The organism is Pseudomonas sp. TH41, from assembly GCF_016650695.1.
In the GTDB taxonomy this organism is placed as follows: Bacteria; Pseudomonadota; Gammaproteobacteria; order Pseudomonadales; family Pseudomonadaceae; genus Aquipseudomonas.
The window spans coordinates 2,114,320-2,126,434 of the sequence record NZ_JAEKFH010000003.1 but is presented as its reverse complement, the minus strand read 5'-3'; the positions used below and the strand labels follow the sequence as shown (position 1 = coordinate 2,126,434).

The following is a 12,115-nucleotide window of genomic DNA, read 5'->3' as shown; positions in this document are numbered from 1 at the left end:
CAACAGACCGGTTGGCTAAAGCGAGTGTTGACGGCTCGCACGGCCCATTTAACAACAACAATGGTGATCCTGATGTCCTTTGCTACCCGCCGCTTCGCTGTCACTCCGCCCGTACGCCTTGTGCTCCCCGTTTTGCGCTGACCCACCCGGTTCGCCCATTCCCTAGCCGCGCTACGCCTGGAGTTTTCCCATGCTGACTTTCCTTGGCTTTGCCATGGTCATCACGTTCATGTTCCTGATCATGACCAAGCGCCTGTCCGCGCTGATCGCCCTGATCATCATTCCAATCATCTTCGCCCTGTTCGGTGGCTTTGCACCGAAGATCGGACCGATGATGCTCGAAGGCATCACCAAGCTCGCGCCGACCGGTGTGATGCTGATGTTCGCCATTTTGTATTTCGCCCTGATGATTGACTCCGGCCTGTTTGACCCGGCCGTGCGCAAGATCCTCAAGCTGGTCAAGGGTGACCCGCTGAAAGTTTCGGTCGGCACCGCCGTACTGGCGCTCGTCGTCTCCCTCGATGGAGACGGCGCGACCACTTATATGATCTGCGTGGCTGCCATGCTGCCGCTCTACAGCCGCATCGGCATGAGCCCACGGATCATGGCCGGTTTGATCATCCTCGCCGGTGGCGTGATGAACATGACCCCCTGGGGCGGCCCGACGGCCCGTGCGGCCAGTGCGCTGCATGTGGACCCGTCCGACATCTTCGTGCCAATGATTCCTGCGATGCTGGCCGGCGTGGTCGCGATTCTGGCGATTGCCTACTTCTACGGCAAACGCGAGCGTGCCCGTCTGGGTGAATTGCACCTGGTCGGCGATGAAATCGACCACAGCGAAATCACCGTTTCGCAGTTCCCTGACGCCCGCCGTCCGAAGCTGATCTGGTTCAACGGCGCGCTGACCCTGGCGCTGATGTGCACCCTGATCGCGGGCCTGTTGCCACTGCCAGTGCTGTTCATGGTGGCGTTCAGTATCGCGATGATCGTCAACTATCCTTGCCTGCAACAGCAGAAGGATCGCGTAGCGGCCCACGCAGGCAGCGTGCTGGCGGTGGTCGGTTTGATTTTTGCGGCGGGTATCTTCACCGGTATCCTGTCCGGCACTGGCATGGTCGACGCGATGTCGAAAAGCCTGCTGGCCGTCATCCCGGATTTCCTCGGCCCGTATCTGGCCGTGATCACCGCGCTGGTGAGCATGCCGTTCACGTTCTTCATGTCGAACGATGCATTTTATTACGGCGTGTTGCCGGTACTTGCCGAGGCCGCCAGTCATTACGGTATAACCGCGGTGGAAATGGCACGTGCCTCGATCGTTGGTCAGCCCGTCCATTTATTGAGCCCGCTGGTGCCATCGACCTATTTGTTGGTGGCCCTGGCCGGTATCGATTTCGGTGACCATCAGCGCTTTACCCTGAAATGGGCCGTGCTGGTGTGCATGTGCATACTGGTTGCAGCATTGCTGATGGGGATTTTTCCGCTGTTCAGCACGCTATAAACTCAAGACTCACCACGACGGGTCCAGGCTTTGCTGTTTGAAGCCCGGGCCCTTCGTGGTTTAACACATCCTCAAAGGAATACACATGGAATGGCTGACCAACCCTGAAATCTGGGTTGCCTTCTTTACCCTGACCGCCCTGGAAATCGTTCTGGGTATCGATAACATCATCATGATTTCGATCCTGGTCAGCCGCATGCCCAAGCACATGCAGGCCCGCACCCGGATTTTCGGCCTGGCATTGGCCATGGTCACTCGGATTCTGTTGCTGCTGTCGATCACCTGGGTCATGCGCCTCACGGCCGATCTGTTCGTTGTGTTCGGCCAGGGCATTTCCGGGCGTGACCTGATCCTGTTCTTCGGTGGCCTGTTCCTGCTGTGGAAGAGCTCGCAAGAGATGTACCACGCGCTGGAAGGTGAAGACGAAACCAGCGACGAGCCGAGCGGCAAGGGCGGTAACTTCTTCTACACCATTATTCAGATCGCGATCATCGACATTGTGTTCTCGCTGGACTCGGTCATCACCGCCGTGGGCATGGTGTCCTACGTACCGGTCATGGTCGCGGCGATTATTGTTGCCGTGCTGGTGATGATGTGGGCTTCCGGCACCATCAGCGAGTTCATCGACAAGCACCCGTCGCTGAAGATGCTGGCACTGTCGTTCCTGTTGATCGTCGGTACCGTATTGATTGCTGAAGCCTTCGACGTGCACGTGCCAAAAGGCTACGTCTACTTCGCCATGGCGTTCTCCCTGGCGGTTGAAGCGATCAACATCAAGATGCGCACCGCGATCGCGAAAAAGAAGAAACAGCAAGACCCGGTGAAACTGCGCAAGGACATTCCGGGCCAGTAACCGCTCTTGTAGGAGCAGCCGGTCGACGCTCGATTGCTCGCGATGGTCGTTAACGAAAACGCGTGGTAACAGGTTAAACGCGGAGTCTTCGAACCCATCGCGAGCAAGCTCGCTCCTACGTAGTATTACGGGGGCCTTATGGCCCCTTTTGCACATCTGCATGAACCTGTTTTCATGACGGTTTTGTTTCAATCGCGTCTTTAGCTGTGCGATGCTGGCGCGCAGACCGTTAGCCAACTACAGCTTAAGTACAGAACGTAGAAAAAGCGCGGCACCGTAACTTGTCCCTTTGGGGCGCTACCACCACAGGGGGCCAGTATGCTCACCCTGCTCAATTTGTTATCTGCCGTGGCCTTGTTGATCTGGGGCACGCACATCGTCCGAACCGGCATCCTGCGGGTCTACGGTTCCAACCTGCGCCATGTCATCGGCCAGAATATGTCCAGGCGCTGGCTGGCGTTCATTGCAGGGATCGTCGTGACCGCGATGGTCCAGAGCAGCAACGCGACGGCCATGCTCGTGACCTCTTTTGTCGGTCAGGGCCTGATGGCGCTGACCCCGGCCCTGGCAACCATGCTGGGAGCCGACGTCGGTACGGCGTTGATGGCCAGGGTACTGACGTTCGATTTGTCATGGCTGTCGCCGCTGCTGATCTTCCTCGGGGTGATTTTCTTCCTGTCCCGCAAACAAACCCGACTTGGGCAGATGGGCCGGGTCAGCATCGGCCTGGGGCTGATCATTCTGGCGTTGCAACTGATCGTCGAAGCTGCCGCGCCGATCACCCACGCCCAAGGGGTCAAAGTAATCTTCGCGTCACTGACCGGCGACATTCTGCTCGATGCCCTGGTCGGCGCGCTATTCGCGATGATTTCCTACTCCAGCCTGGCTGCCGTCCTGCTGACTGCGACTCTGGCCGGCGCCAGTGTGATCAGCTTGCCCGTCGCCATCGGCCTGGTGATCGGCGCCAACATCGGCAGCGGTGTTCTTGCGTTTATGAGTACCAGTATGCAGAACGCGGCGGGTCGACAGGTTGCATTGGGCAGCCTGTTGTACAAGCTGATAGGTCTGTTGCTGATCATTCCGGTCCTCGACCCGTTGGTGCACTGGATCGATAGCCTCGATTTCAGCCCTCAGGAAATGGTCATCGGCTTTCACCTGCTCTACAACACGGCGCGTTGCCTGATCCTGCTGCCTAGCGTCAGGCTGATGGCCAGGCTGTGTGCGTGGCTGTTGCCGGAGCGCCCGGAAACCAACGGAATGGCCAAGCCCCGGCATCTTGATCCAACGGCGCTGGACACACCCAGCTTGGCACTGGCCAACGCCGTGCGGGAAACCCTGCGCATGGGCGACCTGATCGATAACATGCTCCAAGCCATGCTCGACGTGCTGCACGGTAAACAGACTGCCGTCACCCAGGAAATGCGCCGTCTGACCGACGATGTCGAGGCGCTCTACAGCGCCATCAAGCTGTACCTGGCGCAAATGCCCCGGGAAGACCTCAGCGATCAGGACAGTCGGCGCTGGGCGGAAATCATCGAACTGGCGATTAACCTCAAACTCGCCAGCGACCTGATCGAACGCATGCTGCGCAAGGTTCAGCAGCAGAAAACGTCGCAGCGCCGATCTTTTTCCGAGGTCGGCCTGGAAGAATTGGCGGGGCTGCACAGTCAGTTGATTGCCAACCTGCGCCTGGGGTTGTCGGTGTTCCTCAGCGCCGATAAGGAAAGCGCCCGCCTGTTGCTGCGTGAAAAACGTCGCTTTCGCGCACAGGAACGCCGCCTGGCCCATGCTCACGTCAGCCGATTGCAACGTAAGATCGTGCAAAGTATCGAGACCAGTTCGTTGCACCTGGAGCTGATCGCGGACATGAAGCGTCTTAATTCGCTGTTCTGCAGCAGCGCTTATGCGGTGCTGGAAACGTCCGATACCGGCGCACTGGCTGCCGACGATTTGGCTGACATCACACATTCGCCTTGAACGTCTGGCAGTGTGGTCAGTCAGTTACAGTGGTTCAGCCTGAAGGCCTCTTCGCGAGCAGGCTCGCTCCCACAGAGGAATGCGTTTTAAATGTGGGAGCGAGCCTGCTCGCGAAGGCGCCAGGACTGACAACACGGATCTCCGATTGGTTGACTGGAAACTCGTTATGCGTTGTCTGTTGTTCGTTTGTCTGCTGATCGGTTCATTCCCCTCATTCGCCCTGGATCGCTTTCAGGTCGAAGGTTATACCTTGCCCAATGGCCTGCAATTGCTGCTCAAACCCGGCACCGAGCACGGGCATGTAGCGATTCGTCTGGTGGTCGGCGTTGGTCTGGATGACTTCAATTGCGCAGACAAAGAGCTGCCGCACCTGCTCGAACACCTGCTGTTCAGCGGTATCGATGCCAGCGGTGAAGGCGGTCTGGAAGAACGCATGCAGGCCTTGGGCGGTGAGTGGAACGCGTACACCAGCAACGCCGACACGACGTTCGTCATCGAGGCCCCGGCGAAAAACCAGCGCAAAGTCCTTGATCTGCTGCTGGCACTGCTGACGCAGACCCGAATCGACGACAACGCAATCAACGCCGCCAAGCAAGTGGTCGAGCGCGAAGACGGCGGCCATTACTCACACCTGCAACGTTGGCTGGATCGCCAGGACCTGGGGCACACAGCGAGTAATCAACTGGCGGTGGAACTGGGCCTCAAATGCCCCGAGCGGGCGGAAGTGGATCACCTGACCCGCGAACAATTGGAGAAGGTACGCAAGGACTGGTACGCACCCAACAACATGACGCTGATCGTGGTGGGTGATCTCGAGCGGCTGCTGCCGGCCTATCTGGAACGGGCCTATGGCGCACTGGTAGCGATCGACCCCACCGATCACTTGCCGCTACCGGAGATCAAGGCTAGCGCGGCTCATGAGCGAAATCTGATTCACGGCTTGGTCGGTGGCGGCGCCAAGTTGCATTGGTTGGTGCCGGAACCGGTGCAGGAAGATCAACACGACGAAACATTCGACGTGCTCAAGGACTATCTGGACTGGGCGCTGTATCGCCAGTTGCGTCTGGCTCACGGTTTGTCCTACGGCCCATGGGCGGAGCGCGAAGTGTTCGGCGGCGTAGGCTTCATGAGCCTGAACGCCGACCTTGAGCGCGACGATGTGCCCGAGGCCGAACACGTGTTGGATGAGTTGAAGGCCGAATTGCTCAAAAACGGCCTGAATGCCGACACGTTCAATCGCCTCAAACAGGCCGCCATCGCCCGCCAGGCGTGGGCCGTACAAGGCAACAGCGCAATGGCCGATTACTACTGGAGCGCCCTCGGGGACTACGAGGACGGCCGTTTCACCGACCCGGCCAAGGAACTGCGCAGCGTGACGCTGGACGAGGCGAACAAGGCCGTGCGTGAGTTGCTCCTGCAACCGGGGTATCTGCGGATCGAGAGGCCGCTGATGAGTTATGACCAGTTGATGTGGACGATTGCCGGGGTCTTTGGCCTGACTGTGCTCGGCTTCCTGGCTTGGCGAGTTCATCGCCGAACAGCGCGAACCACGTAGCAGCCTGCGTTCGGCTCCCTGTAGGAGCGAGCTTGCTCGCGAAAAACTCACGGGCGCCGCTGGGCATCTGAGTTTACGCGTTATCGTTCACGACCTTCGCGAGCAAGCTCGCTCCTACAGGGAGCCGAACGCAGGCTGCGCCAGCTACTACAAGGGTTCTGAACAGGATCGCGGCCCTCGCCACGCTGTCGTGCGGGCGGTACCCTGTCGAGGATTTTTCCTACGACTATTGTGAATCGCCGAATGCCTACCCTGACCCTTTTTGTACAGCGCATCCTGGAATTGATGAAGCGCTATCCCGGGGTCATTGCGCTCGGTGGTTTTATCTCCGGGGTCGGCAGCTTCATTCTGGTGGACCGCCAACAGGGCCTGGCGACCTGGATCACGATCATCATGGTGCTCAGCTGGATCTGGCTGATGCTGGAAAACAGCCTCACCAAACTGTTCGCCAGGATCTTCAAGCGCGAAATTCCCCAGCCGCTGTTGCGTTACGCCACGCAAATGATTCACCAGGAAAGCCTGTTCTTCGTCCTGCCGTTTTTTTTCATCACCACCACCTGGAACAGCGGCCAGTTGTTTTTCACCGGGCTGCTGGGGATTGCGGCGCTGATTTCCATCACTGACCCGCTCTACTACAAATGGCTGGCGCCCCGGCGCTGGGCGTTCCTGGCGTTGCACACGCTGACGCTGTTCGCGGCACTGCTGACCGCCCTGCCCGTCATCCTGCACCTGACCACCTCGCAAAGTTTCAAACTGGCACTGGGCACGGCCGTCGTGCTGTCGTTCCCGAGCCTGGCGTCGATCTTCCCGATTCGTACCGTGCGCAACGCGCTGGCGATTTTAAGCATCACGGTGGGCATCGGTGGCGTTGGCTGGGTGCTGCGTTCGTGGGTGCCCCCGGCGACGTTGTGGATGACCGACGTGGCGATCAGCACGCAAATGCAGGACCGTAGCCCCGGTGACAGCCTCGACGAAGTCAGTGCCGATCAGATCCGTGGCGGTGGCCTCTACGCCTACACCGCCATCAATGCCCCGCGCGGTCTGGACGAGCGCATTTATCATGTGTGGCAGTTCAACGGTAAAGAAGTCGACCGCATTCCGCTGGACATCCACGGCGGGCGCAAGGAAGGCTACCGGGCCTGGACCCACAAGCAGAATTTCCCGGGTAATCCGGCCGGCGACTGGCAGGTCCGGGTGTTGACCGAAGATGGCCAGGTGATCGGGGTTCTGCGCTTCAAGATCACCGAGAGAACACCGGCCAAAGAAAAGTAATGCGGTTCGTGCTATTACGTAGTTCTGCCTAACAGTCGAGCAAGCAAGGAGCTTATGACCAGCAGCACAATGGCCGGCAATGCCCAACTGGACGCCTCTCACTCCCCCGCGCAGTTGCGGGTAACGGGTGACTGGACGCTTGCCCATTACGCCGATCTCAAGCAGCTGAGCGAAAAGCTTCACGGCCAATACGACGACAGCACTCACATCGACCTCAATGGCCTCGGCGCGCTGGACACGGCCGGCGCATCGCTGTTGGTGGAGTTGCTGGGCTCCGAGCGCTTGGGCCGATCCGCCGAACATCCCGATTGCACACTGTCCATTGCTGACCGCGCCTTGTTGCAGACGGTCTACCGTTCGCTGACGGACTTCTGCGTACCGGTCAAGGAACCGGAAATCAGTGTCGGCATTCAGCTGCTGACCCGTATCGGCCGCGCTGTCGACGCGGTCTGGCAGGACACCCTTCAATTGCTCGGTTTCGTCGGCCTGATCCTGGAAACCATCGCCCGTGGACTGTTTCGCCCCAAACGCTGGCGCCTCACGCCGATGGTGGCGCACATCGAACAGACCGGCCTCGACGCCGCGCCCATCGTTGCCCTGCTGACTTTTTTGGTGGGCGCTGTGGTGGCGTTTCTCGGTGCCACCGTGCTGGCGAGTTTCGGCGCGAGTATTTTCACCGTGGACCTCGTCGGGTTCTCCTTCCTGCGCGAATTCGGTGTGTTGCTGACTGCGATCCTGATGGCGGGCCGCACCGCGAGTGCGTTCACCGCGCAGATCGGCTCGATGAAGGCCAACGAAGAAATCGACGCCATCCGCACCTTGGGCCTCGACCCGATAGAGTTATTGGTGGTGCCGCGTGTGCTGGCCCTGCTGGTCGCGCTGCCAATGTTGACCTTTTTGGCGATGCTCTCGGGCATCGTTGGCGGCGGCGTGGTTTGCGCGGTATCGCTGGATATCTCGCCGGCGATGTTCCTGTCGCTGTTACAAACCGACATCGGTGTTCAACACTTTCTGGTGGGGATCGTCAAAGCGCCAATCTTCGCGTTCCTGATTGCCGCCATCGGCTGCCTTGAAGGCTTCAAGGTCAGCGGCAGCGCCGAGTCTGTCGGCGCCCACACCACATCGAGTGTGGTGCAGTCGATTTTCGTGGTGATCGTGATCGACGCCGTAGCCGCCCTGTTTTTCATGGAGATCGGCTGGTGAGTCGTCTACCCCGAGCGCCCTCCGAGGCGGTGATTGAAGTTCGCGGCCTGTGTAATCGCTTCGGCAGGCAGAGCGTGCACGAAAACCTCGACCTGGATTTGTACAAGGGTGAAATCCTTGCCGTGGTCGGCGGTTCCGGCAGTGGCAAATCGGTGCTGTTGCGCAGCATCGTCGGTTTGCGCCAGCCCAGCGAAGGCGTGGTGAAGGTGTTCGGTAAGAATCTGCCGACACTCTCTGAACACGAGCGCTCGATGGTCGAACGACGCTTCGGTGTGCTGTTCCAGAAAGGCGCCCTGTTCTCTTCAATGACCGTGACCGAGAACGTTGCCCTGCCCCTGATCGAACACGCCGGCCTGAGCCGTACCGACGCCGAGCACTTGGCGGCGGTGAAGCTGGCCTTGGCCGGGTTGCCATTATCGGCGGCGGACAAGTACCCCGCTTCGCTGTCCGGAGGCATGATCAAGCGTGCGGCGCTGGCGCGTGCGTTGGCACTGGATCCGGACATCCTGTTTCTCGACGAACCCACCGCCGGCCTTGACCCGATTGGTGCCGCAGCCTTCGATCAATTGATCCTGACCCTGCGCGATGCCTTGGGCCTGAGTGTGTTTCTGGTCACCCACGATCTCGACACGCTCTATACCATCACCGACCGGGTGGCGGTGCTGGCGCAGAAGAAAGTGCTGGTGGCGGACGCCATCGACAAAGTCTCGGAAACCAATGATGCGTGGATTCACCAATACTTCCATGGCCCTCGCGGCCGCGCGGCTTTGACGGCCGCTCAACAGTTGAACGAGGTCTGACATGGAAACCCGAGCCCATCATGTATTGATTGGCCTGTTCACCGTCATGGTGGTGGCAGGCGCCCTGCTCTTCGGCTTGTGGCTGGCCAAGTCCAGCGTCGATACCGAGTTCAAGGATTACGAAATCGTCTTCAACGAGGCGGTCAGTGGTTTGTCCAAGGGCAGCGCCGTGCAGTACAGCGGGATCAAGGTCGGTGACGTGGTGACGTTGCGTCTGGACCCGAAAGATCCGCGTCGGGTACTTGCCCGGATCCGCCTGGGCGGCGAAACCCCGATCAAGGAAGACACCCGGGCCAAACTGGCGCTGACCGGCATCACCGGGACTTCGATCATCCAGCTCAGCGGTGGCACCCCGCAAAGTCCGAAGTTAAGAGGCAAGGACGGGAATCTGCCGGAGATTGTCGCATCACCCTCACCCATCGCCCGGTTGCTCAACGACAGCAACGACCTGATGTCCGGCGTGAACACGCTGATGCAAAACGCCAACCTGATGTTTTCCACGGAGAACGTCGAGCGCATCAGCAAAACCCTTGAGCACCTTGAGCAAACCACCGGGACCATCGCCGATCAGCGTGGCGATATCCGCCAGGCGATGCAGCAACTGGCGTCGGTCGGCAAGCAAGCCGGCGCCATGCTGGAACAGACGTCGGCGCTGATGCGCAACGCCAATGGCTTGCTCAATGATCAGGGCAAGCAGATGTTCGGCAGCGCCGAGCAGGCGATGAAGACGCTGGAGCAGAGCAGCGCGACCATCAACCAGCTGCTCACGACCAATCAGGACTCGCTCAACAGCGGCATGCAAGGCCTCAATGGCCTGGCCCCTGCCGTGCGCGAACTGCGCGATACCCTGACCTCGTTGCGAGCCATTTCCCAGCGCCTTGAAGCCAACCCCAGCGGGTACTTGCTGGGCAATGACAAGAACAAGGAGTTCACGCCATGAAGCTGACGTATCTCGCCCTGGCCTCAAGTATTGCGCTGACGAGCGCCTGCTCGATTCTGCCCAAGGCCGAGCCGTCTGACGTTTATCGATTGCCGTCGGCACAGAGCAGCGCGTCGGCCAGTCACGGCACCCCACAGCGCTGGTCGCTGCGTCTGGCCAAACCTCAGGCCAGCGAGGCGTTGAACAGCCCGAAAATCGCCGTGATCCCGCAAGGCGACCTGATCAGCAGCTACAAAGCTTCACGCTGGAGCGACCCGGCGCCAGTGCTGCTGCGCAATCGACTGCTGGACGGATTCCAGCGAGATGGCCGGGTGACGTTGCTGAGTACCGACGACAGCAATTTCCAGGCGGATCTGGAGCTGGGCGGCAGTCTGCAGGCCTTTCAGACCGAGTACCAAGGCACGACGGCAAGTGTCGTGGTGCGACTGGATGCGTTGCTGGTGCGTGGTTATGACCAGCGAATCCTCGCCAGCCGCCGTTTTGAAGTACACCAGCCGTTGAGTGATGTGCAGGTGCCATCGGTGGTGGCTGGGTTTGGTCAGGCAAGTGATCAGCTGACGGCGCAGGTCGTGAGTTGGGCGGTTGAGCAAGGGCAGAAAGTCGCGCCTCCACCAAGACCTTGAGTCCGACTCACCCCCCCTGTAGGAGCGAGCTTGCTCGCGATGGTGGGTCAGCCACATTGATTTCGCCTGATACACCATCGCGAGCAAGGGTTCTCGGTTAGCCGAAGAACCAGTAGCAAACGCCAATCGCGCCCAGAACGCCGGCAAGTTCCGCCAACAACGCACACCCCACCGCATGCCGCGCCCGCTGGATCCCCACCGCGCCGAAGTAAACCGCCAACACATAGAAGGTCGTTTCAGTACTGCCCTGGATCGTCGCCGCCACCAGCGCCGGAAAGCTGTCCACCCCCGATGTTTTCATGGTTTCAATCAACATCGCCCGAGCAGCGCTGCCGGAAAACGGTTTGACCATTGCCGTCGGCAAGGCATCAACGAAGCGCGTGTCCCAACCGGCCCAGGCCACCAGATGCCGAATCCCGTCCAGACCGAAATCCAGCGCGCCAGACGCCCGCAGCACACCCACCGCGCAGAGCATTGCCACCAGATAGGGCAGCAGGTTTTTCGCCACGTCGAAGCCTTCTTTGGCGCCTTCGACAAACGCTTCGTAGACTTTCACCTTGCGCAACGCGGCGATCACCAGAAACAGCATGATCAGGCCGAACAGCGTCAGGTTGCCGAGGATCGAGGACAGGCTGGCCAGCGCGGCCGACGAGAGCGTCGCCAGCAGTGCCATGAAGCCACCGAGGGCGAGGGCACCGGGAATCAGATAGGCGAGCACCACCGGGTCCCACAGGCGCAGCCGTTGCATAAACGCCACCGACAACAGACCGACCAGTGTCGAGCAACTGGTGGCGAGCAGGATCGGCAGGAAAACCAGGGTTGGATCGGGTGCGCCTTGCTGGGCGCGGTACATGAAGATCGTCACGGGCAGCAGGGTCAGGGAGGAGGCGTTGAGTACCAGAAACAGGATCTGCGCATTGCTCGCCACCGTTGTGCTGGGGTTGAGCTCCTGCAACGCCTTCATGGCCTTGAGGCCGATGGGGGTGGCGGCGTTGTCCAGGCCGAGGCCGTTGGCGGCGAAGTTCAGCGTGATCAGGCCGATCGCCGGGTGACCGGGCGGGACTTCCGGCATTAGGCGCAGGAACAACGGCCCCAGCGCCTTGGCCAGCCAGTCGACGATCCCGGCCTTTTCGGCGATCCGCAGAAAGCCCAGCCAGAGGGTGAGGGTGCCGAAGAGTAGAACCATCACGTCGACCGACAACTTGGCCATGGCGAAGATGCTTTCCACCATTGCCGCAAAGATCCCGGCGTTACCGCCGATCAGCCACTGCGCCAGCGCCGATACGGCCGCCACGATGAAGAAGCCAAGCCACAGGCCATTAAGCATCAGTCAAATCCCCCGGAAGATGCGGCGAATGATAGCGGGGTAGCCAGAAACGACAAACCCCGGATTT

10 protein-coding genes are annotated in these 12,115 nt (G+C 60.1%); 9 read left to right on the top strand and 1 reads right to left on the bottom strand.

Annotated elements, in window-relative coordinates:
* Window positions 1–190: 190 nt before the first annotated feature.
* From JFU37_RS12320 to JFU37_RS12280, 9 genes are all read left to right on the top strand, one after another.
* A complete protein-coding gene (locus JFU37_RS12320; RefSeq protein ID WP_201115557.1) occupies window positions 191–1,498 on the top strand; it encodes a CitMHS family transporter in 1,308 nt (435 codons plus the stop codon).
* Window positions 1,499–1,583: 85 nt separating this feature from the next.
* Window positions 1,584–2,351, top strand: a complete 768-nt coding sequence (locus JFU37_RS12315; protein WP_201115556.1) for a TerC family protein — start codon at window positions 1,584–1,586, stop codon at window positions 2,349–2,351.
* A 318-nt stretch (window positions 2,352–2,669) separates the two neighbouring features.
* A complete protein-coding gene (locus JFU37_RS12310; RefSeq protein WP_201115555.1) occupies window positions 2,670–4,328 on the top strand; it encodes a Na/Pi cotransporter family protein in 1,659 nt (552 codons plus the stop codon).
* A gap of 166 nt (window positions 4,329–4,494) precedes the next feature.
* Entirely contained in the window at window positions 4,495–5,883 is a 1,389-nt protein-coding gene (locus JFU37_RS12305) for a M16 family metallopeptidase (protein WP_201115554.1), read from the top strand.
* Window positions 5,884–6,126: 243 nt separating this feature from the next.
* Entirely contained in the window at window positions 6,127–7,155 is a 1,029-nt protein-coding gene (locus JFU37_RS12300; RefSeq protein ID WP_201115553.1) for a DUF5924 family protein, read from the top strand.
* 54 nt (window positions 7,156–7,209) lie between these two features.
* A complete protein-coding gene (locus tag JFU37_RS12295) occupies window positions 7,210–8,358 on the top strand; it encodes an ABC transporter permease (protein WP_201115552.1) in 1,149 nt (382 codons plus the stop codon).
* Window positions 8,355–9,158, top strand: a complete 804-nt coding sequence (locus JFU37_RS12290) for an ATP-binding cassette domain-containing protein (RefSeq protein WP_201115551.1) — start codon at window positions 8,355–8,357, stop codon at window positions 9,156–9,158. Before JFU37_RS12295 ends, JFU37_RS12290 begins: the two co-directional genes overlap by 4 nt.
* 1 nt (window position 9,159) lies before the next feature.
* Complete coding sequence (locus JFU37_RS12285; RefSeq protein WP_201115550.1) at window positions 9,160–10,098, top strand: MlaD family protein; 939 nt, start codon at window positions 9,160–9,162, stop codon at window positions 10,096–10,098.
* Window positions 10,095–10,721, top strand: coding sequence for an ABC-type transport auxiliary lipoprotein family protein (locus tag JFU37_RS12280; RefSeq protein ID WP_201115549.1), 627 nt, complete (start codon window positions 10,095–10,097; stop codon window positions 10,719–10,721). Before JFU37_RS12285 ends, JFU37_RS12280 begins: the two co-directional genes overlap by 4 nt.
* Window positions 10,722–10,818: 97 nt before the next feature.
* Here JFU37_RS12280 and JFU37_RS12275 read toward each other — a convergent pair whose 3' ends face one another.
* On the bottom strand, window positions 10,819–12,048 hold the full coding sequence (locus tag JFU37_RS12275) for a nucleoside recognition domain-containing protein (protein WP_201115548.1): 1,230 nt from the start codon (window positions 12,046–12,048) through the stop codon (window positions 10,819–10,821).
* Between the last annotated feature and the right edge of the window lie 67 nt (window positions 12,049–12,115).

What these genes read in the sequence shown, in the direction of transcription:
- JFU37_RS12280 (WP_201115549.1), top strand. Translation starts at nt 10,095, where the DNA reads ATGAAGCTGACGTATCTCGCCCTGGCCTCAAGTATTGCGCTGACGAGC.
- JFU37_RS12285 (WP_201115550.1), top strand. Translation starts at nt 9,160, where the DNA reads ATGGAAACCCGAGCCCATCATGTATTGATTGGCCTGTTCACCGTCATG.
- JFU37_RS12315 (WP_201115556.1), top strand. Translation starts at nt 1,584, where the DNA reads ATGGAATGGCTGACCAACCCTGAAATCTGGGTTGCCTTCTTTACCCTG.
- JFU37_RS12305 (WP_201115554.1), top strand. Translation starts at nt 4,495, where the DNA reads ATGCGTTGTCTGTTGTTCGTTTGTCTGCTGATCGGTTCATTCCCCTCA.
- JFU37_RS12320 (WP_201115557.1), top strand. Translation starts at nt 191, where the DNA reads ATGCTGACTTTCCTTGGCTTTGCCATGGTCATCACGTTCATGTTCCTG.
- JFU37_RS12295 (WP_201115552.1), top strand. Translation starts at nt 7,210, where the DNA reads ATGACCAGCAGCACAATGGCCGGCAATGCCCAACTGGACGCCTCTCAC.
- JFU37_RS12300 (WP_201115553.1), top strand. Translation starts at nt 6,127, where the DNA reads ATGCCTACCCTGACCCTTTTTGTACAGCGCATCCTGGAATTGATGAAG.
- JFU37_RS12275 (WP_201115548.1), bottom strand. Translation starts at nt 12,048, where the DNA reads ATGCTTAATGGCCTGTGGCTTGGCTTCTTCATCGTGGCGGCCGTATCG.
- JFU37_RS12310 (WP_201115555.1), top strand. Translation starts at nt 2,670, where the DNA reads ATGCTCACCCTGCTCAATTTGTTATCTGCCGTGGCCTTGTTGATCTGG.